Origin of the sequence: Sporosarcina sp. A2, assembly GCF_050858885.1 — a bacterium.
Lineage (GTDB): Bacteria > Bacillota > Bacilli > Bacillales_A > Planococcaceae > Sporosarcina.
Genome location: NZ_CP193898.1, coordinates 2,773,743 through 2,792,708 on the forward strand (window position 1 = coordinate 2,773,743; position 18,966 = coordinate 2,792,708).

General features: G+C 42.7%; 21 protein-coding genes and 5 tRNA genes. 3 read left to right on the forward strand and 23 right to left on the reverse strand.

Annotation, left to right across the window (positions count from 1 at the left end; genetic code table 11):
- Window positions 1-23: 23 nt before the first annotated feature.
- The 9 genes from ACRPI0_RS14060 to ACRPI0_RS14100 all read right to left on the reverse strand — a co-directional run bounded on the left by ACRPI0_RS14060 (window position 24) and on the right by ACRPI0_RS14100 (window position 5,287).
- Window positions 24-665: a zf-HC2 domain-containing protein gene (locus ACRPI0_RS14060; RefSeq protein ID WP_432353367.1), complete on the reverse strand. Its 642-nt coding sequence runs from the start codon at window positions 663-665 to the stop codon at window positions 24-26.
- A gap of 11 nt (window positions 666-676) precedes the next feature.
- Window positions 677-1,240, reverse strand: coding sequence for an RNA polymerase sigma factor SigW (gene sigW, locus ACRPI0_RS14065; protein ID WP_432353369.1), 564 nt, complete (start codon window positions 1,238-1,240; stop codon window positions 677-679).
- 185 nt (window positions 1,241-1,425) lie between these two features.
- Window positions 1,426-2,334, reverse strand: coding sequence for an arginase (gene rocF, locus ACRPI0_RS14070; RefSeq protein WP_432353370.1), 909 nt, complete (start codon window positions 2,332-2,334; stop codon window positions 1,426-1,428).
- Between the two features lie 88 nt (window positions 2,335-2,422).
- The gene (locus ACRPI0_RS14075) at window positions 2,423-4,531 is read right to left on the reverse strand and encodes a sensor domain-containing protein (protein ID WP_432353371.1); all 2,109 of its coding nucleotides are present in this window, start codon (window positions 4,529-4,531) and stop codon (window positions 2,423-2,425) included.
- A gap of 165 nt (window positions 4,532-4,696) precedes the next feature.
- Window positions 4,697-4,771, reverse strand: a tRNA-Gln gene (locus tag ACRPI0_RS14080).
- An 81-nt stretch (window positions 4,772-4,852) separates the two neighbouring features.
- Window positions 4,853-4,937: transfer RNA gene (locus ACRPI0_RS14085), tRNA-Tyr, on the reverse strand.
- Between the two features lie 68 nt (window positions 4,938-5,005).
- A tRNA-Glu gene (locus ACRPI0_RS14090) sits at window positions 5,006-5,080 on the reverse strand.
- A gap of 42 nt (window positions 5,081-5,122) precedes the next feature.
- Window positions 5,123-5,198: transfer RNA gene (locus tag ACRPI0_RS14095), tRNA-Thr, on the reverse strand.
- Between the two features lie 14 nt (window positions 5,199-5,212).
- Window positions 5,213-5,287 (reverse strand) — tRNA-Asn (locus ACRPI0_RS14100).
- A 179-nt stretch (window positions 5,288-5,466) separates the two neighbouring features.
- Here ACRPI0_RS14100 and ACRPI0_RS14105 point away from each other — a divergent pair.
- Window positions 5,467-6,129 (forward strand): hypothetical protein, encoded by a 663-nt coding sequence (locus ACRPI0_RS14105; protein ID WP_432353372.1) that lies wholly within the window; start codon window positions 5,467-5,469, stop codon window positions 6,127-6,129.
- Between the two features lie 44 nt (window positions 6,130-6,173).
- On the opposite strand, the gene ACRPI0_RS14110 is transcribed toward ACRPI0_RS14105, so the two are convergent.
- Window positions 6,174-6,851 (reverse strand): KinB-signaling pathway activation protein, encoded by a 678-nt coding sequence (locus ACRPI0_RS14110; RefSeq protein ID WP_432353373.1) that lies wholly within the window; start codon window positions 6,849-6,851, stop codon window positions 6,174-6,176.
- Window positions 6,852-6,990: 139 nt separating this feature from the next.
- On the opposite strand from ACRPI0_RS14110, the gene gerD reads away from it, so the two are divergent.
- Window positions 6,991-7,614 carry a spore germination lipoprotein GerD gene (gerD, locus tag ACRPI0_RS14115; protein ID WP_432353374.1) on the forward strand — a complete coding sequence of 208 codons (624 nt, stop codon included), beginning with the start codon at window positions 6,991-6,993 and terminating at the stop codon, window positions 7,612-7,614.
- Between the two features lie 16 nt (window positions 7,615-7,630).
- Here gerD and ACRPI0_RS14120 read toward each other — a convergent pair whose 3' ends face one another.
- The 4 genes from ACRPI0_RS14120 to ACRPI0_RS14135 all read right to left on the reverse strand — a co-directional run bounded on the left by ACRPI0_RS14120 (window position 7,631) and on the right by ACRPI0_RS14135 (window position 10,773).
- Window positions 7,631-8,686, reverse strand: coding sequence for a P-loop NTPase (locus ACRPI0_RS14120; protein WP_432355974.1), 1,056 nt, complete (start codon window positions 8,684-8,686; stop codon window positions 7,631-7,633).
- A gap of 83 nt (window positions 8,687-8,769) precedes the next feature.
- Entirely contained in the window at window positions 8,770-9,483 is a 714-nt protein-coding gene (locus ACRPI0_RS14125) for an N-acetylmuramoyl-L-alanine amidase (protein ID WP_432353375.1), read from the reverse strand.
- A gap of 97 nt (window positions 9,484-9,580) precedes the next feature.
- Window positions 9,581-9,877 (reverse strand): rhodanese-like domain-containing protein, encoded by a 297-nt coding sequence (locus ACRPI0_RS14130; RefSeq protein ID WP_432355975.1) that lies wholly within the window; start codon window positions 9,875-9,877, stop codon window positions 9,581-9,583.
- 65 nt (window positions 9,878-9,942) lie between these two features.
- Complete coding sequence (locus tag ACRPI0_RS14135; RefSeq protein ID WP_432353376.1) at window positions 9,943-10,773, reverse strand: mechanosensitive ion channel family protein; 831 nt, start codon at window positions 10,771-10,773, stop codon at window positions 9,943-9,945.
- A 215-nt stretch (window positions 10,774-10,988) separates the two neighbouring features.
- On the opposite strand from ACRPI0_RS14135, the gene hpaB reads away from it, so the two are divergent.
- A complete protein-coding gene (hpaB, locus tag ACRPI0_RS14140) occupies window positions 10,989-12,446 on the forward strand; it encodes a 4-hydroxyphenylacetate 3-monooxygenase, oxygenase component (RefSeq protein ID WP_432353379.1) in 1,458 nt (485 codons plus the stop codon).
- 95 nt (window positions 12,447-12,541) lie between these two features.
- On the opposite strand, the gene rpsI is transcribed toward hpaB, so the two are convergent.
- From rpsI to rpsK, 9 genes are all read right to left on the reverse strand, one after another.
- On the reverse strand, window positions 12,542-12,934 hold the full coding sequence (rpsI, locus tag ACRPI0_RS14145; RefSeq protein WP_432353380.1) for a 30S ribosomal protein S9: 393 nt from the start codon (window positions 12,932-12,934) through the stop codon (window positions 12,542-12,544).
- A 19-nt stretch (window positions 12,935-12,953) separates the two neighbouring features.
- Window positions 12,954-13,391, reverse strand: coding sequence for a 50S ribosomal protein L13 (gene rplM, locus ACRPI0_RS14150; protein WP_432353382.1), 438 nt, complete (start codon window positions 13,389-13,391; stop codon window positions 12,954-12,956).
- A gap of 168 nt (window positions 13,392-13,559) precedes the next feature.
- Entirely contained in the window at window positions 13,560-14,303 is a 744-nt protein-coding gene (gene truA / locus ACRPI0_RS14155; RefSeq protein ID WP_432353383.1) for a tRNA pseudouridine(38-40) synthase TruA, read from the reverse strand.
- Between the two features lie 15 nt (window positions 14,304-14,318).
- The gene (locus tag ACRPI0_RS14160; protein WP_432353384.1) at window positions 14,319-15,116 is read right to left on the reverse strand and encodes an energy-coupling factor transporter transmembrane component T family protein; all 798 of its coding nucleotides are present in this window, start codon (window positions 15,114-15,116) and stop codon (window positions 14,319-14,321) included.
- Window positions 15,113-15,985, reverse strand: coding sequence for an energy-coupling factor ABC transporter ATP-binding protein (locus ACRPI0_RS14165; RefSeq protein WP_432353385.1), 873 nt, complete (start codon window positions 15,983-15,985; stop codon window positions 15,113-15,115). The genes ACRPI0_RS14160 and ACRPI0_RS14165 overlap by 4 nt, the downstream gene beginning before the upstream one ends.
- A complete protein-coding gene (locus tag ACRPI0_RS14170; RefSeq protein ID WP_432353386.1) occupies window positions 15,961-16,806 on the reverse strand; it encodes an energy-coupling factor ABC transporter ATP-binding protein in 846 nt (281 codons plus the stop codon). Before ACRPI0_RS14170 ends, ACRPI0_RS14165 begins: the two co-directional genes overlap by 25 nt.
- Before the next feature lie 276 nt (window positions 16,807-17,082).
- Window positions 17,083-17,463 (reverse strand): 50S ribosomal protein L17, encoded by a 381-nt coding sequence (rplQ, locus tag ACRPI0_RS14175; protein ID WP_432353387.1) that lies wholly within the window; start codon window positions 17,461-17,463, stop codon window positions 17,083-17,085.
- A 32-nt stretch (window positions 17,464-17,495) separates the two neighbouring features.
- Window positions 17,496-18,440, reverse strand: coding sequence for a DNA-directed RNA polymerase subunit alpha (locus tag ACRPI0_RS14180; RefSeq protein WP_432353388.1), 945 nt, complete (start codon window positions 18,438-18,440; stop codon window positions 17,496-17,498).
- 132 nt (window positions 18,441-18,572) lie between these two features.
- Window positions 18,573-18,962: a 30S ribosomal protein S11 gene (rpsK, locus tag ACRPI0_RS14185; protein WP_039043300.1), complete on the reverse strand. Its 390-nt coding sequence runs from the start codon at window positions 18,960-18,962 to the stop codon at window positions 18,573-18,575.
- Window positions 18,963-18,966 lie beyond the last annotated feature (4 nt).

Here is an 18,966-nt window from a genome sequence, read left to right on the forward strand (position 1 = left end):
CGAACGGTGTATGTACCCGTCGCTTATTCAGAATCCTGATTTTCGGATTTGTCTGGGGTCAGACCCTGGAATGCTGTTTTCATTTTGTACCATAGCCAATCGAATAATTCGTCGATTTCCTCTATATTACCTGTAACTACAGCTGTGGAGGCCATGTACTTCTCCCCTCTTATGACGGTTACATTTCCATCCACCTGTCCTTCGATACGCAAGTCCCCATTTTTTACGACAAGGTCTCCTTTTACCACTTCACCTACCGGCACAACGACAGTATCCCCTTCAATGACAAGGTTAGGTTGCGTAGTGACTGAAAACTGATCATTTGTATTATAACTAGAGAAGAGTGCTGCGCTCATCAATATAAGAAACAGGGATGCAGCAAATAATACAGGGTGTTTATGCAACCAACGGTTCACACCCGTCTTCTTTTTTTGTTTGACATCTTGTGGCAGTCGGTCCATTACACCCTCTGTAAATCCAATAGGCGCTTGAATCGGCGTTGCTAATTCTAGTAGTGCCACAGCCTCTGTTAACTCATTAAATAATTCTTGGCATTCATTGCACGTTTTGAGATGCTCCATCAATACCTGTTCTTGTTCCGAAGTACTGTCACCATCCAGGTATTCGTGCATATAGTGGACAACTTCTTCCGGACAGTTAGTCATCCTTACCCCTCCTACATTGTACCTATCTGTTTTCGTAATGCATCCCGTCCTCGATGTACTCGTGTTTTCACAGTGCCAAGAGGAAGTTCTAAAATGTCTGCAATCTCTTGTAATGGAAGTTCTTCCATATACCTAAGGGTGATAACCGAACGATACTTTTCAGGTAAACGACCGATTTCGTATTGAACGCGTTCTTGCGTCTCCATACGTTCAACTACTTCTTCAGGGAGATCTTCAGCTGCTGCAATTTGCGAGTACATATCAAGCCCTTCTGTACCCGGAACTTGTGCATCGAGTGAGTAATCCGGTTTCTTTTTCCGAATTCTATCGATACACAGATTGGTCGCAATTCTAAATATCCACGTTGAAAATTTCCGTTTCTGATCAAACGTATGCAAATTCGAATACGCTCTCAAAAAAGCTTCCTGTGCAATATCCTGTGCTTCTTCTCGACTGTTAAGCATCCTATAACAGACATGATATAAGCGGTGCTGAAATAACAGAACGATTTCTTCATAAGCGCTCTGATTTCCTTTCAACACCTTGTTTATGTGTTTATTGATCAATTCATCCAAAGACTCTCATCCTCCGCTTCTGCTGCGGCTGTCCCTTCTATACGGATGAAGGGGTCTACAGGTTTCATTAATTTTAATTTCATTTTACCAAATTTTATAAAATATATCTTCAATTTCTAGAATTTTTCCAAAAAAAGAGCCATGCATTTGACTGCACGACTCTTTTTTTGTGAATACGTATGAAATTATAGAAGTTTTTCGCCGAACAATGAACCGATCAAACCGACTGCGACGTCTGCTGTTGCATTTTTGTCGTCTAAGATAGGATTCACTTCTACAAACTCAGCAGAAGTGAGCAAGCCTGAGTCCTGTAACATTTCCATCGCCAAATGACTTTCACGGTAACTGATGCCACCTGGAACCGGAGTCCCTACACCTGGTGTATATAGAGGATCTAACCCATCTAAATCCAATGAAAGATGAAGACCATCTATATTTTTAGCTGTTAAGTACTCGATAGCCTGGTTCATGACAGCTGTCATCCCATCGCGATCAATTTCATGCATAGAGAATACTTTGATTCCTAAGTTCTTGATGACTTCGCGTTCGCCAGGATCGACAGAACGCGCACCAATAATCACAACGTTTTCAGGCTTAATTTTCTGACCGTCTTTATAGATATTCACAAGACGTTCGTGGCCCATCCCAAGACTGACCGCGAGCGGCATCCCGTGGATGTTTCCTGAAGGGGAAGTTTTTTCTGTATTGATATCCGCGTGTGCATCATACCAAATGACTCCCAGATTATTGTACTTCTCCGAGAGTCCTGCGAGAGTTCCAATCGCCATACTATGATCACCACCAAAAACGAGTGGGAATTGTCCAGTTTTCGTTAACTCAGCTACACGCTCTGCAAGTTCTGTACAGGCATTTGTAACTTCGTCCAAGTTTTTCAATCCATCACGATCTTGTCCAATACGTTCTCCCGCCGGAACAGATACGTCTCCTGTGTCCGTCACATGGTGACCGATTGCTTCTAAACGAGCTACGGCACCTGCATAGCGAATTGCGCTAGGTCCCATATCAACGCCTCGGCGACTTTGACCATAATCGAGTGGAACACCTACTAATGAAATATTTAAGTTGTTTTCCATATCTATTTCCCCCTGATGTAATCTTTATCTGACAACTCCATTGTATCTGCTTCACTCCAATGGCTCAACCACGCAAATTTTAGAATAATTATTCAGTATTTCGATGTATTTCCGAAAAACGGTCCAGGAATTCAGGGATCCCAATAGCAGCAAGTGGGCGACTGTAGAAATACCCTTGTCCTTCTCTACAACCGAGTAACTTGACGATGTGTGCCTGTTCGGCCGTTTCAATTCCTTCGGCTATGACATTCATTCCTGCGGTATCTGCCATGGTTACAATTGCCTTTATGATGGCACGGCTATTTTCACTCGTTTCAACGTCTTTAACGAAAGACATGTCTATTTTTAATGTCTCTGCGGGAAATTCCTTAATATAGCTAAATGAGCTAAAACCAGTTCCGAAATCATCGATTGATACAACAAATCCTATATCTCTCAACTGTCTAAGGGTTGAACTCATTTCTAATCGATCCGCAAACGCGCTCTCTGTGACTTCCATCTCAATGATCGCCGGAGCGATTCCGGTTTTTTCTAACAATGAGCGGATAAAAGGTATTAGATCCGGGCTTTCCAATTGAACCGCTGATAGGTTAATGGCAACTGTCATAGGCGTTGTGCTAATCGTCTGTAAGTAGATGGCGTATTGGAATGCCTCTGTCAAAATCCATTCTCCAAGTGGAATGATCATTTTCGTTTCTTCCGCTAACCCAATGAACTTATCGGGAGGTATTCTCCCAAGATCCGGATGCTGCCATCTAACTAATGCTTCAAATCCAACGACTCGCTCTTTTCCCAAGTCAACTTTCGGTTGATATTCCAAAATGAAATGCTCTTCTTTCACACTTTTTCGTAATTCGTTTTCAAGAATAATACGATCCAACGATTTAGAGTACATATCCGGAACGAAGATCGCACTTCCTGAACCTCCTTGCTCTTTGACGAATTGCATCGCTTGCTCTGTAGTTGTAATCCAGCCGGGTACTTCTGTGGCATGAATTGGATATACAGATAACCCGCAGCTGACGGAAGGATTGTACCACTGCCCTGCCACTTCAATAGGTTCTTCTATAACTTTTTGCAACGCGACCGTCCATTCAAACAATTCATCAACAGACTTACCACTACTCATGACAAATGCAAACTCATCACCTGCTATTCGTCCACATACAGTATCGTTTAGATGCATTGTGAGTCGCTGTGCTACTTTTGTTAGAATTTCATCGCCTCGATCATGACCAAATCGTTCATTGGCATATCGTAGCTTATCAATATTCATGTGCACGAGACCTAGTAATTCATCCGAACTAGTTACACGTTCAATCTCAACGAACAACTCTTTTACAAAAGCTCTTCGATTTAATAAACCTGTTAATTGATCGCTTGATGATAAGTCTAGAATAAGTTTTTCTTGTTTTTTCAAGTCGGTATTGTCATGCATAACTAAAACGTTGTATCCCACAAATTCTCCTTGAGATTCAATTCGTGACAAGTTTCCGCTCATATACAAAATAGAGTTGTGATTTACCGTTAAACGGAACTCTATTAAAGCGCTATGTTCATCTGTCTGATTGACCTGGTTCAGGGCATTCTTTACGTTTACTCGATCCTCATAGACCATAGCATTTAAAACGTTCTGGTCTTGGCCACCCAACAACTTTTCTACTGACGGTGACTGATAATGAATTGTGCCTTTAGCATCTAGCACCGCAATATAGTCCCCTGAGTTTTCTGTAATTAGACGATACAACTCCGCTTGTTTACGTAAAGTATCTTCTATGTTTTTCTTTTCCGTTATATCATGTCGAATTGAAATATATTGTTTAGGAATCCCTTTTTCATTTAAGAAAGGAACGATTGTCGTGTCTACCCAATAGAGAGAACCGTCTTTTGCACGATTACAGATTTCACCTTGCCAAATCTGTCCTTGCCCAATTGTCTTCCACATCTTCTTAAAAAAAGATTTAGGATGAAACCCTGAGTTAACGATACGCTGATTTGTTCCTACAAGTTCCTCCTGAGTATACTTTGACAGAGTTGAGAAGAATTCGTTTGCATATATAATCTCCCCAGTTCTATCGGTAATGGCCACAATTGCAGAATTATCAAGAGCCTTTACGATATCATCTAGCAGCTGAGAGGCCTCTAATTGTGGTTGGCGATTAACTAGGTTACGAATCATATGCTGATAGTCCGTCATATGCCACCTCTTTCATCCAGACGTTTCCTGGAAGTTATGTATTCTTTATTTAATAGGTAGAAACAAAAAAACCCTATCCGCTTTTCAGGGAAGGATCATGTTCGTTTACATATTAATTTTGGATTGTAAAAATTGCTTTTAGTATTACTCGCAAAGGTTTAAAAATGGCTGGGGTAGCTGGATTCGAACCAACGAGTGACGGAGTCAAAGTCCGTTGCCTTACCGCTTGGCTATACCCCAATAATTAAAAAAATCGGCTCATCTCTGCGCCGGATACCTACTACTTATTATAACCACTTATTCTAGAAGTATACATAAAGATGGTGGTGGGGGACGGATTCGAACCGCCGAACCCGGAGGGAGCGGATTTACAGTCCGCCGCGTTTAGCCACTTCGCTACCCCACCATTTGGTTGGTATATAATAAGCGCACATGATGACTCCGCTTATTTGCTATGTATTACTGGAACAAACATGGTGACCCCTACGGGATTCGAACCCGTGTTACCGCCGTGAAAGGGCGGTGTCTTAACCGCTTGACCAAGGGGCCATACTATTGCTGAACTTTCGACAGCTATTATGTACAACTTACTGGAGCTTCCAACCGGATTCGAACCGGTGACCTCTTCCTTACCATGGAAGCACTCTACCTACTGAGCTATGGAAGCATAGGCATGGAAAATGGCTCCGCAGGTAGGACTCGAACCTACGACCGATCGGTTAACAGCCGATTGCTCTACCACTGAGCTACTGCGGAAAAATAATATTAGTATTTATCGAACAACGAAAATTATATCAATACTCTCATGAGAAAGCAATCTATTTTTTCTGAAGTAAGGTATCGTCAATTGACGACTTTTACATAATAGCACGGGTCCGCATAACGGTCAAGCCTTCATCATAAAGTACAGTAATCCCGTTTGAAAGGAGCTCATTATGATTAAAAAAATTCTGTGGGTCTGTATCCTTTGTATACTTCTTTTCGTACTGCTGCCTTCTTCTATAACAGCTCCGAAAGTATTGAACGTATTCAAACTGACTGAAGATCCTGATGTTATCGTCAGAGGGATGTCTGGTTCTGCACTGACGGTGGATATTTCTTTTGGAGACACCCCTCTTGAAAACTGGATAAACGAATTAGATGCCCCTTATCCTCTACTGCTAGTAGACATCGCTTGGGCTAAGCGATTCTCTGATTCGTCTGCACTCATTAAGAAAAAAAATATTCCTGTCGCCTTGTTAGGCAGTGAAGGTGATTTGTACGAACAAAATCCAGAACTATTTGCTAAACAAATAGAAGAATTCACAGAGCTCTTTGGAAGAAAACCTTTGTGGTTCCGTACGAGCGATGAAGTCTTTCCAAAAACACTTCAAGAAATGGCATGGAAACACGAAGTCAATTCACTTGGTTCCACGCTCCGTTGGAAAGGTGGGAAACTTCCAACCCCGAAAGACGGTGAAATTTTAACTGTAGCACTTGAACGGAAGGCCACCATTACTTTTGAGGATATAGAACGTCTACGCGCTAGTCGAGAGTTTCACTCTGTGGAAGATGTCTTATTCCCAACAGATATCAAAACGAAAAAAATCCCTGAATAACAAAAGACGAACAACTAGCAAATTTGCCAGTTGTTCGTCTTTTGTTATTTCACATTCGCAGCCTTTTGTTTTTTGCGTTCTGCTTTACGTGCATCCAGTTTTACTTTATCCTCATCAGATTTCCTATTGTACTTCGGCAATGCTAAGAGTTGATAAGAATTGACCGCAATTAGCGGGAATAGCATAATTGTTACCCATGTATCTACGTCCCCGTTGCGGACCATTAACGCTGGTAGCCACTCAACAGTTGTAATGACAATCATGAAGAACAACGCAGAAATCAAAATGTGCTTTTTCGTCCATTGAGCTTTAAACCAGGCTGTTACTGCAGCAGTTCCTACAAGAATCGCAAGCAATACCATATATAAAACAGTTCGCCCTGTATCATCTGAAGTGAGGCGGAATCTGAAAAAGACAAGGTCAAAAAGAACAACGATGATTAATAATAATTGTACCCAGTTCCAAAGTGTCAACGTTCTAAACAAGTTGACTCCGAACTGATGAATGGTCAAATAAGCGAAAAACCCCATTTGTGCAATGACACTCATCGTAAATCCTAGAAATACCATCCAGAGAAAAGCGCCTAAGAACTGAACATACTCTCCTGTTGAAATGTAAGAGTAAAAGAAATCCCAACGGACAATTAGTCCAACAAGTCCTGTAATTGCGCCTCCTAGAAATAGAGCACGTATGAAAAACTTCATCCAATTTCGTATAGTCACAGCCATGTTCCTCCGTTTTTTTTACTCGTTCTAGTGTAACAGCGATTCACCGAAAAATCTATTTCATTCAACGGTCTTTGCATAATCTACGCAAAGTTGTGAACAATAATTGAAAAGCCAGTGGAGGGATTTTAAAATCATGAAGAAATTATCGATGTATCTGCTCCCTGTCCTAATCGTCTTGTCTGCATGCAGCAACGCATCAAACGCAACTCCTTCTTACGATGAAACGAAAAAGATGATGACAGACGCAATTCAAACGGAAGAAGGAAAAAAAGCAATCCGGCAATTGCTGACTGAAGAAGAATTTAGAAAACAGCTTGTCCTCGAACAACCTGAAGTCACTTCCGCGATTGAATCCACGCTACTATCAAAAGAAGGCGAAACGTTTTGGAAGGATACATTTGAAGATCCTAAATTCCAGAAAACAATCGCCACCAGCATGAAGAATCAGCAACAGGAGATCATGAAATCATTAATGAATGACGCATCTTTCCAAAAAGAACTGGAAGAATTCTTCGGAACACCCGATATGCAAAAGCAGTTAGAAAACATTTTGCATTCAGGAGCTTTAAAGAAAGAATTCGAAAAAGCGATTCAAGAGACAATCAGCAGTCCGTTACTTCAAGCCAAGTGGCAAGAACTCATTCTACAGGCAGGTGAAGTGAAGCCAGTTGAAAAAGATGATAAGAAAAAGAAGAAAGAAGACGGTAAAGAAGACGACAAGGAAGACGGCAAAGAAGAAAGCGGAGGGGGTAAGTAGCCCACTCCGCTTTTACTTATTTCTGGATTTTATCTATAACGTTTTGTGCAATTTCCAAGTAGATTTTTCCGATTGGATGCTCAGGTGCATAAACAGAAGGTGCAAAGTCCTCTTCATCCCAATCCGGCTGACCTAACGGAATCTGACCAAGTAATTCAGTACGAAGTTCTTCAGCTAGACGCTTTCCGCCACCAGAACCGAATACATACTCTTTTTCACCTGTTTGCTTGGACTCGAACCACGACATATTTTCAATGACACCTAGTAGCGCATGATCTGTTTGCAACGCCATTGCACCTGCACGAGCTGCAACGAATGCCGCGGTTGGGTGTGGAGTCGTTACAACGATTTCTTTAGACGCTGGAATCATTTGATGAATATCGAGTGCAACGTCACCTGTACCTGGAGGCAAGTCGAGGATCACATAGTCAAGGTCGCCCCATTCTACGTCTCTGAAGAACTGATCCAACACTTTACCAAGCATTGGTCCACGCCATACGACAGGTGCATTGTCTTCGACAAAGAAGCCCATTGAAATGACTTTAACCCCTTTACGTTCAACCGGAATAATCCGATCTCCACGGATTACAGGAGATTCTGTAACTCCCATCATGTCTGGAACGCTGAAGCCATATATATCAGAATCGATCAGTCCGACCTTTTTGCCAAGGCGAGCAAGGCCGACTGCTAAGTTAACAGAAACTGTCGACTTCCCAACCCCACCTTTACCTGACGCAATTGAAATGAACGTCACGTCATTTACAGGTGATAATAGGTCCTGTGCTTCTGCAGCTGTTGCAGTCCCACGGAATTTCTCCAATGTTTCTTGCGGTAATTCTTCAAATCGAATTCCTACTGAATCAGCCCCTGCAGCCTTAAGTACTTCAACGACTTTTGTTTGAAGCGTCATCTGCTCAGCTGTATTCACTTTGGCAATTGCCAATTTCACACTCACATGCGCTTTTTCAAGCTTAATGGTAATTCCTACAATCCCTTCTGTCTCTGCTAATGTTTTATGTAAAAAGGGATCGCTCATACCGCCTAATAGTTCGCGTACTGTTTCTTCATTCATCACAACGGAACACTCCTTAGAGGTTTAGTACATTCACCTCCAAGTATAGCACAGTCAGGCATCCGCGTAAGTCGATGCGCTTATCACTTCTGTTCCATAAGTTGATGAGTTAAAACGCCTTCCACAATTGCATCCGCCACCTTCTTACGATAACTTGGATCCGCTAACAATTTATGCTCTTCCGGGTTAGAGATAAAGCCTGTTTCAACAATAACGGAAGGTGCTTGAACGTTTTTCAACAAATAGATTCCTTTAATCTTCATTGCTTCCCTGTCCGTATTCTTCAATCGCTCTTTAAATGCCCCCTGGATCGATTTTGCGAGCGCCTCTCCGCCCTCATGACCTTCTGGGTGATAAAACACTTGCGCCCCTCTCCACTTAGCCTCTGGGATTGCATTCACATGGACACTTAGAAACAAGTCAGGCTTTTCTGTTTCAGCAATCAGTACCCGAGTTTTCAAATCTTCGAATTTACGTTCACGCATCGATGAAAACTTCTTATCTGGAGCATATTCAGCTACGGCATCACCTGACTTCGTTCTTGTCATAACAACTGTCGCGCCTTTTTGTTTTAACTTCTTTTCTACTTCTTTCGTAATTGCAAGCGTTACGTCACTTTCAATAAGCTCACTCGTGGATGCGCCACCGTCTTCTCCACCATGCCCGGCATCCAGCACGACTTTAACGCCAGCAAGCTCTGCAGGCATGAAGAATGCTCGATCTGAAGCATTTACTCCGTACCACACAACGCCTAAAGAACAAACGAACAACAAACCAATAATCATTATACGTTTCATAGGACACCGCCTTTTTCATCCACTATACGCAGCGGTGGTTTTGATTATGACCAAGCATAAAAAAACGCCTTCCCTCTGGAAGACGTCTCATAGATACTTATTCGATTGGGCCCTGCCAGCTAAGCATACCGCCAGTCATATTGGTTATATCATATCCTTCTCCTTCTAAAAACTCAGCCGCCCGCCCACTTCTACCGCCTGATCGGCAAATAAGTGTATACGGTTTTGTCGTATCGAGTTCTCCTAATCTAGCCGGAATTTCCCCAAGTGGTATATGAATAGCGCCTGGGATAATACCCGTTGCAATTTCGTCCGCTTCCCGAACGTCAACCATGTTAACCTTCTGACCTTCGCTTAATTGTTTTTCCAATTCACTCGCTGTAATTTCTTTCATCATTGTCCGCCTCCTGTACGCTTGCTAAAAGTATCATATACGTCGTAGTGAAATGCGTCCATGCTTTAGCCTAGCTCTTGTTGATGAATCACTTGATAGTTCTGTGGAAGTTCGATTTTCGCTTCATCGAATGACATCTTGATGGCCTTCAGAAGATCTCGTTCACATTCCCACTGCAATCCGTTTTCAACTTGTCCAATCACACGTAAAACGATGTTAGTACCATCTATATTTTGAACACCAATCGCATTTGGACCGTCTTTAAAACGTTCATCCCGTTGGAAATTTTCACAAACCCGCTCCAGTACGCTAATTGCCTGATCGACATCATTATAATAGCTGATTCCCACATCGACTAGCGCACGCATATTCCCACGTGTGTGATTCGCTACATTTTCGATAATTCGGTTTGGTAAATAATTCAATGTCCCGTCAAACGCACGTACTTTCGTTGTACGTAAGCCGATCTCTTCAACTACCCCATCAATCCCTGCTACTGTGACATAATCATCCACTTCCATCTGTTGCTCCAAGAGGATGAAAAAGCCAGTTACGACATCACTAACAAGCCCTTGTGCACCAAAACCAATCGCAAGACCAATGACACCAGCCCCAGCAATCAACGGAGCTATATCTACCCCAAATGTTCTCAGTAATGTACCGATGAAGATGAAAATCATCGTATATGAAAAAACATTCAACAACAATTTGTCTAACGTCTTAATACGGCCCGGAGTCGTCTTTCTACTCAACGACATCTTTTGAACAGTAGCGCTAATCATTTTTTTACCTAAAGGAACTGCAATTGAAAAAATCACGATTAAAACGATAAGCTTCCCAACTGTTTCAATTAGTTTCTCCATTTCAACAGGAATGTGCATACCGAATATTTCCATTACAATTAGAACCTCACTTTCAATCTACTGCATTGAAATAGCATAACTCATATGAAATATTGCTTTCAAGTAATACGATGAACAGTCCGCATGTTAAAAAACTGGTATCTATTGCACATATACGACAAGTTCCTGTAGCTTTTAATGAATTTCCACAAGCACATCTTCTTACCAATTAATAGACTATACAAATGCACAGAAGTAGGAGGAGTTCAATGGGAGCTAAAAACGGTAAGGAGTTCCTAACACGGATTAAGCAATTGAAGCCTGACTTATGGATAGATGGGGAACACATAGAGGGTTCACTCACAACTCACCCTACCTTTCGGGGCCTACTGCATACAAAAGCCTCTTTGTATGACTTTCAGTTGTCATCTGAACACTTAGAGAACATGACATACGTCTCGCCTACTACAGGAGAAGCGGTAGGTCTGTCCTTTTTACAACCGACATCCAAACACGACTTGAAAAAGAGACGACTCATGATCCAAAGCTGGGCGCGCGAAACTTGTGGCCTAATGGGCAGAAGTCCCGATTATTTAAATACTGTACTTATGAGTTTTGCGAGTTCTACTTCTATTCTTGAAGGAAAGGAGAATTGCTTTCCAGAGAACATGCTAGCTACCTATGAACGCGCACGAGAAAATGATTTAACCTTTACGCATACCTTCATATCCCCACAGGTCAATCGTGCACCGTTCTATTATGAAACTTCTGACGAGCCGATTTCCGCAAAGATTGTCGGGAAAACTTCAGAAGGTCTGATTATCAAAGGCGCAAAATTACTAGCCACTCAAGGTGGGCTAACTGACGAGCTGCTCGTATTTAGTGCCCCTCAATTACTTCCCGATCCTGACGAAGCCTTCGCCTTTACACTTCCGTCTGATACGAAAGGAGTTCGCTTCATATGCAGAGAGTCATTTAATGGCGGTGACTCTACATTCAATTATCCACTAAGCTCAAAGTTCGAAGAAATAGATTCCATTGTTATTTTCGATAATGTACTTGTCCCATGGGATCGAATATTCTTCTATCACAACACTGATGTTGCTTCTGCCTTTTTCAGAACTAGTTCGTTTCATCCGTTCACTGTCCACCAAGTCATTTCCCGTCAGGTCGTCAAAACTGAATTCATCCTCAGCCTCGCGAACCTTCTTGTAGAAACGATAAAGGTCAGTGAATATCCGCACATTCAAAGTAAGCTATCTGAAATCATGATTGGTTTAGAAACGATGAAAGCATTGCTCGAGAAATCTGAGCATGACGCAACACTCGATCCATGGGGATATATGCGTCCAAGTATCCTTCCACTTCAGGTCGCAAGTAACCTCTACCCCAAAGTGTATCCTCGCTTTAGCGAAATCATTCAGCAGATAGGGGCTAGTGGGTTAATAACGATTCCTACGGAGAAAGCTTTTCAATCTGAAATTCGAGAGGATCTTATGCTTTATTTGCAAAGTGCTACAAAATCAGCAGAGGATCGAGTGAAAATTTTCCGGATAGCTTGGGAATTAACGATGAGTTCCTTCGGTACTCGTCAAACTCAATACGAGCGCTATTTCTTTGGTGATCCGGTACGACTAGCAAGTCAATTGTATCGCTCCTATCCTAAAGAAGAGGGAATGCCAATGATTGAGTCGTTGATAGGTTCTATGAGCTGCAAGGAGAATTAATGGAAAGGAAATCCGTACGAGGAGGATGAAAAACTTCTTATTATAAACAAAAACAGTCCATCCCATTGAAGGGATGGACTGTATATAGTTGATGATTAACGCTTTGAGAACTGTGGTGCACGACGAGCGCCACGAAGACCTGGCTTCTTACGCTCTTTCATACGTGGGTCACGTGTTAGTAGACCCGCAGCTTTTAAAGCTGGACGGAAATCAGGATCTACAGTTAACAATGCACGAGCAACGCCGTGACGGATTGCGCCTGCTTGACCTGTATATCCACCGCCATTCACGTTTACGTGAATGTCGTAGCTACCAAGTGTACCTGTTGTTACAAGTGGTTGCTTGATGATTTCGCGAAGTGTTTCAAATGGTACGTAATCTTCTGCGTCACGTTTGTTGATGACAATTTTACCTTCACCAGGAACTAAACGTACACGAGCTGTTGAACTTTTACGTCGGCCAGTGCCGAGATATTGTACTTGAGCCAAAAGTGTTTCCTCCTCTTAATTACCCGCGAAGCTCGAAAGCTTCAGGTTTTTGTGCTGCATGAGTGTGCTCTGGTCCAGCGAAAACGTGAAGCTTTTTAGCTGTTTGACGACCAAGTGGACCTTTTGGAAGCATTCCCTTGATAGCCAATTCAAGCATTTTCGTTGGATAGTTTGTGCGCATTTCTAGCGCTGTACGTGATTTAAGGCTACCAGTGTAACCTGAGTGACGGTAATATTTCTTATCTTTCAATTTGTTACCTGTTAAGTGAATCTTTTCAGCGTTGATGATGATCACGTGATCACCTGTGTCAACGTTTGGTGTGAATGACGGTTTATGTTTACCGCGAAGCAATGTAGCGACTTCTGAAGAAAGACGTCCAAGCGTTTGTCCTTCAGCGTCGACAACGAGCCATTTTCGCTCTACTTCGTGGCCTTTAGCCATGAATGTTGTACGCATAGTTTCATATCCTCCTAAATGAATATCAGTCTGTTCCGTTTTCTCTATCCCTAAACACAAATAAACTTTCGGGGCTTTTTGTGGGGTTATTGAAATACCAAAGATTATCTTACCGGTTATCGTTCGAAAAGTCAAGCAGTTTTCATCAAAACACCAGGAAAAGTTGCTTTACTGCTCGTATGTGACATTCATTAAATACAAACCGTGTGCTGGCGCGGTTTTTCCAGCCCGTTTGCGGTCCCGTGCCTCTAGAATCTCGAGCACTTCGTTAGGTTCATTCCAGCCAATGCCAACCGCATAAAGAACACCGGCAATTGTACGGACCATATTATATAAAAAGCCGTCACCTTCGATTGTCAAGATGAGCTCTTCACCTTTTCCCTCGATTTCCAGCATACGAATCGTCCGGACTTTGTTTGACGTAGCAGTTTGCGCTGAACAAAAACTAGTGAAGTCGTGTGTGCCGAGTAAATGCACGGCACCTTCTTGCATTCGTTTAAGCTCTGGATTCCATTTCCCAAGATGGACGGAATAGTTGCGGTCAAATGGACTTTGGATTGGTTTCCTAGTCCAGCGATATTGATACGTCTTTCCTTTCGCTGAATAGCGAGCATGAAACTCCTCACTCACGGTTTCTGCAGTTAGGATACGAATATCCTTTGGTAGCAAAACGTTCAAAGCCATCAACCAACTGTCTTCAGACAGATTCAGGGGTGTATCAAAATGGATCACTTGTCCCCATGCGTGCACGCCCGCATCTGTCCTGCCACTTGCAACAGAGTGAATCGAATTGTCTTTGTGCATTTTCCGCAGTGCTTTGTCGATATCTGATTGCACGGTTCGCATGTTAGGTTGAGACTGATAGCCGGAAAAATGCGTACCGTCGTAGGCAACTGTAGCTTTTATACGCATCTCACGGTTCCTCCTTTACGTTCTGAAATATAACATGATAGCGGATAATACAACTAACATCACAAGGACCATTGTGTCACTCGTTTGCCAATGCAATTTCCGAAACCTTGTCCGTCCCTCGCCTCCACGATATCCACGTACCTCCATCGCAACTGCTAAATCTTCTGCACGCTTAAACGCACTTACAAATAACGGCACGAGCAGTGGAATTACCGCTTTCACTCGCTGCTGAATGCTTCCTGAACTAATATCAGAACCACGTGCCAGTTGCGCTTTCAAGATTTTATCGGTTTCATCCATTAATGTAGGGATGAAGCGCAAAGCAATTGACATCATCATCGCAAGTTCATGGACAGGCAACTTCAATCGCTTGAGTGGATTTAACAATGTTTCCACACCATCGGTAATCGAAATCGGTGAAGTGGTTAAGGTGAGGACAGTCGTCATTAATACTAAAATTAAAAATCGTAACGAAATATATATACCTTGGCGTAAGCCCTCTTCATAAATTTTGATGAATTTCCATTGGAACAGGATATCTCCTTCACGCGTAAGGAATAAGTGCATCAGTAGCGTGAACACAACAAGGAACAGAATTGGCTTCAGTCCGCCCAACAAAAAAGGAATACGGATTTTCGAGATCAGAATAACGAAAACGGTAAACCCGAGTAAAATTGCATACGTCACTGTGTTATTCGCAAAGAAGACCGCAAAGATAAACAAGAAGATAAAGATCAGCTTCGATCTCGGATCCAGTCGATGTGTGAAGGAGTCCCCAGGTAAGTATCGCCCAAAAATCATTTTCTCCATCATTGTGGTTCACCTATCTCTCTTGCAAGTGCAGCAATCATTTCTGCAAGTTCTTCCTCGGCGAGTGCAGATTTCGGCAACTTTTGGTTCACTAATCGTTCAAAGTCCCTTTGAAACCTCACTGAACGGGGCAATTCGAGACGATAGGATTCAAGTTGGTGTTCGTCCGTTAATACTTCTTCAGGTGGCCCAGCGAGCACTGCATGGCCTTCATGCATGACAATGACATGCTCCGCATAACGCGCTGCATCTTCCATGCTATGAGTAACCAATATCGTTGTTAGACCTTCTTCTCTATGAAAGCGCTCGAAAAGCTCCATAATTTCTCGTCGTCCTTGTGGATCAAGTCCCGCCGTCGGTTCGTCCAATATGAGTACAGACGGTTTAAATGCAAGTACTCCCGCAATTGCAACACGTCTCATTTGACCACCTGATAATTCAAAAGGTGACTTGTTCGCAACGTCAGCTGGCAAACCAAGCATCTCAATTAGTTCGTGGGCTCGCTTGCGGGCCTCTTGTTCAGGAATGCCGAAATTTAACGGACCAAACATAATATCTTTTTCGACCGTTTCCTCAAATAATTGATGTTCCGGAAACTGGAAAACGATTCCAACATTTCGTCTAACATTTCGAAGCGCTTTCCCTTTTGTTTCAGAAGTAATTAACGTATCTCCTACTCGAACAGTTCCTTCTGTCGGTTTCAGCAATCCATTGAGATGCAGGAGTAAAGTAGATTTACCCGAACCTGTATGACCGATAACCGCTGTATAGGACCCTGTTGGAATCGTTGCGTTAATCTTATGAAGTGCCTTTTTTTCAAAAGGTGTGTTGGGCGCGTAGGCAAAACTTACTTGCTGAAATGAGATGTCCATAACTCATTCACCAACTCTTTTTCTGACATATGATCACCAATTAATGGCAATCCTGCTTTTCTCAGTAATTGAGAAAGACGAAGAGCAAATGGGAGATCGAGACCATGCTCTTGAAGTTTGTTCCCTTGTTCAAAAATAGAGGTAGGCGTGCCTGAAACAGCTAATTCCCCGTGGTTCATAACAAAAACACGATCTGCTAGAAGAACTTCCTCTAAGTCATGTGTAATCGAAATGACGGTCAATCCAGTGGAACGGCGCAATGAGGTAATCAATTCAATAACCTCACCCCGCCCTTGCGGATCCAACATCGATGTCGCTTCGTCCAAAATGAGAACCTTTGGATTCATAGCAAGTGCTCCTGCAATGGCAACACGCTGCTTTTGACCACCAGACAGATGATGAGGCTCGTGGCTATGAAAATCAGACATACCGACGTCTTGAAGTGCTTGTTTCACACGTATCTGCATCTCATCGTACGGGACACCATTGTTCTCTAAAGCAAATGCGACATCATCTTGAACAGTGGCTCCGACAAACTGATTATCAGGGTTTTGAAAAACGACGCCAAGCTGAGACCGAATTCCCCATAAGTTATCCTCTGTAAGAGGTTCCAAAAAAACATTAACCGTGCCGGCAGCAGGGAAAAGAAGACCAATGATCAGCTTGGCAAGGGTCGATTTACCCGAACCATTATGTCCAACAATTGATACCCATTCTCCATCACGCACGGTGAATGAAACATTTTGAATCGCCTGCACGAATACATTCTCTTCGGTTTCATAGGCAAACGATACGCCATCCATGGATACTACTTCACGCATGCACTACCGCCTCTTTTCTTGTGAACTTATGTATGTATAAAAAGAATCCCATCGTAAAACGGGATTTCTTTAAATAAAAAAAGCGCGCATCTCATCCGAAGAATGCGCAGCAAAATGTTTCGATGCCGGGTGCTCAAGCCGTCATCGCGGATGAGATGCGTAGAGCTAGACCGATCAGAATCTCTGTCGATCGTAACACTCAGCTTTTCATATTGTCGTATAAATCATTTATGTGGAAAGAGGGTGTGGCTGTCGCCAGTCACACCCCCAAGTTCCTTACACGAGTTCGATGATTACAACAGGTGCTCCGTCTCCACGGCGCGGTCCCATCTTCATGATTCGTGTGTATCCGCCCTGGCGTTCTGCGTAGCGCGGTGCAACATCGTCAAACAATTTCTGGATTGCGAATGTTTTTGTTTCTTTACCGTCTTCATCTTTGCCAAGAATTACTTCACGGCGGATGAATTCAGCTACCTGACGGCGTGCATGCAAGTCCCCACGCTTACCAAGTGTGATCATTTTTTCAACAACTGAACGAAGCTCTTTCGCACGTGCTTCCGTTGTTTGGATGCGTTCGTGGATGATTAGGTCTGTTGCCAGGTCCCGCAGCATCGCTTTACGTTGTGAACTTGTGCGTCCAAGTTTTCTGTAACCCATAGAAGATTCCCTCCTTCAATCTAATTCTGCTTTCAATCTTCTGAGCGTAATCCGAGATTCAACTCTTCCAATTTAAGCTTTACTTCTTCAAGTGACTTTCGGCCAAGATTTCGCACTTTCATCATTTCGTCCTCGGACTTGTTAGCAAGTTCCATAACGGTGTTGATGCCCGCACGCTTAAGGCAGTTGTAAGAGCGAACAGAAAGGTCTAGTTCTTCGATAGTCATCTCAAGAACCTTTTCTTTTTGGTCTTCTTCTTTTTCTACCATAATCTCTGCAGTTTGTGCTTCGTCTGTCATACCGACAAAAATATTTAAATGTTCCGTTAGGATTTTCGCACCTAATGAAACAGATTCTTTAGGACCAATACTACCATCTGTCCATACATCCAATGTTAACTTATCAAAGTTTGTACTTTGACCAACCCGGGTATTTTCAACCTGGAAGTTCACACGAGATACTGGTGTGTAGATAGAGTCGATTGGAATTACACCAATCGCAAGGTCATCACGTTTGTTTTGAATCGAAGGAGCATAGCCTCTTCCCCTTACTGCGTACATACGCATGCGAAGGTGACCATTTTTTCCAAGTGTTGCAATATGAAGATCAGGACTAAGGATTTCAACATCACTGTCATGAGTAATGTCTGCAGCCGTTACCGCGCCTTCACCTTTAATATCGATTTCGATGACTTTTTCATCATCAGAATAGATTTTAAGGGCTAATTGTTTCACGTTTAGAATAATAGTAGCTACATCTTCTACGACACCTTCGACTGTTGAGAACTCATGAAGAACGCCATCGATCTGAATCGATGTTACAGCAGCTCCAGGCAGAGAAGACAACAAAACGCGGCGTAATGAATTACCTAAAGTATTTCCATACCCTCGTTCCAAAGGTTCGATAACAAACTTACCAAACATGGAATCTTCAGCAACCATAACAGTTTCAATCTTCGGTTTCTCAATCTCGATCATTCGTTTACCCTCCTTCAAAACGTGTGTGTTGGCCGTTCCTTATTGAAATCGATTTTTATAGACAGCAATATGCAATCGCACAATTCATTCTTACCAAAAATTGTGTTTCTCAATCAATTGGAATAGAAACCATTAAACACGACGACGTTTTGGAGGACGGCATCCGTTGTGAGGAACAGGCGTTACGTCACGGATAGCTGTTACCTCAAGGCCAGCAGCTTGTAGTGAACGAATTGCAGCTTCACGTCCTGCACCAGGTCCTTTTACAGTAACTTCCAACGTTTTAAGACCGTGTTCCATAGAAGACTTTGCAGCAGTTTCTGCAGCCATTTGAGCCGCAAAAGGAGTTGATTTACGTGATCCGCGGAAACCTAGAGCTCCAGCGCTAGACCAAGAAATTGCGTTTCCGTGAGTGTCCGTAATCGTTACGATTGTATTGTTGAACGTCGAGCGGATATGTGCAATCCCGGATTCAATATTCTTTTTTACACGACGTTTACGAGTTTGTTGTTTACGTGCCATGTTC

Excerpts from the sequence above, each read along its gene's own strand:
- rplQ (WP_432353387.1), bottom strand. The coding sequence starts at position 17,463 with ATGGGTTACAGAAAACTTGGACGCACAAGTTCACAACGTAAAGCGATG.
- rpsK (WP_039043300.1), bottom strand. The coding sequence starts at position 18,962 with ATGGCACGTAAACAACAAACTCGTAAACGTCGTGTAAAAAAGAATATT.
- ACRPI0_RS14105 (WP_432353372.1), top strand. The coding sequence starts at position 5,467 with ATGATTAAAAAAATTCTGTGGGTCTGTATCCTTTGTATACTTCTTTTC.
- ACRPI0_RS14180 (WP_432353388.1), bottom strand. The coding sequence starts at position 18,440 with ATGATCGAGATTGAGAAACCGAAGATTGAAACTGTTATGGTTGCTGAA.
- ACRPI0_RS14125 (WP_432353375.1), bottom strand. The coding sequence starts at position 9,483 with ATGAAACGTATAATGATTATTGGTTTGTTGTTCGTTTGTTCTTTAGGC.
- ACRPI0_RS14135 (WP_432353376.1), bottom strand. The coding sequence starts at position 10,773 with ATGGAAATATTCGGTATGCACATTCCTGTTGAAATGGAGAAACTAATT.
- truA (WP_432353383.1), bottom strand. The coding sequence starts at position 14,303 with ATGCGTATAAAAGCTACAGTTGCCTACGACGGTACGCATTTTTCCGGC.
- ACRPI0_RS14120 (WP_432355974.1), bottom strand. The coding sequence starts at position 8,686 with ATGAATGAAGAAACAGTACGCGAACTATTAGGCGGTATGAGCGATCCC.
- ACRPI0_RS14165 (WP_432353385.1), bottom strand. The coding sequence starts at position 15,985 with ATGGACATCTCATTTCAGCAAGTAAGTTTTGCCTACGCGCCCAACACA.
- ACRPI0_RS14160 (WP_432353384.1), bottom strand. The coding sequence starts at position 15,116 with ATGATGGAGAAAATGATTTTTGGGCGATACTTACCTGGGGACTCCTTC.
- hpaB (WP_432353379.1), top strand. The coding sequence starts at position 10,989 with ATGGGAGCTAAAAACGGTAAGGAGTTCCTAACACGGATTAAGCAATTG.
- ACRPI0_RS14130 (WP_432355975.1), bottom strand. The coding sequence starts at position 9,877 with ATGAAAGAAATTACAGCGAGTGAATTGGAAAAACAATTAAGCGAAGGT.
- gerD (WP_432353374.1), top strand. The coding sequence starts at position 6,991 with ATGAAGAAATTATCGATGTATCTGCTCCCTGTCCTAATCGTCTTGTCT.
- rocF (WP_432353370.1), bottom strand. The coding sequence starts at position 2,334 with ATGGAAAACAACTTAAATATTTCATTAGTAGGTGTTCCACTCGATTAT.
- rplM (WP_432353382.1), bottom strand. The coding sequence starts at position 13,391 with ATGCGTACAACATTCATGGCTAAAGGCCACGAAGTAGAGCGAAAATGG.
- ACRPI0_RS14170 (WP_432353386.1), bottom strand. The coding sequence starts at position 16,806 with ATGCGTGAAGTAGTATCCATGGATGGCGTATCGTTTGCCTATGAAACC.
- ACRPI0_RS14075 (WP_432353371.1), bottom strand. The coding sequence starts at position 4,531 with ATGACGGACTATCAGCATATGATTCGTAACCTAGTTAATCGCCAACCA.
- ACRPI0_RS14060 (WP_432353367.1), bottom strand. The coding sequence starts at position 665 with ATGACTAACTGTCCGGAAGAAGTTGTCCACTATATGCACGAATACCTG.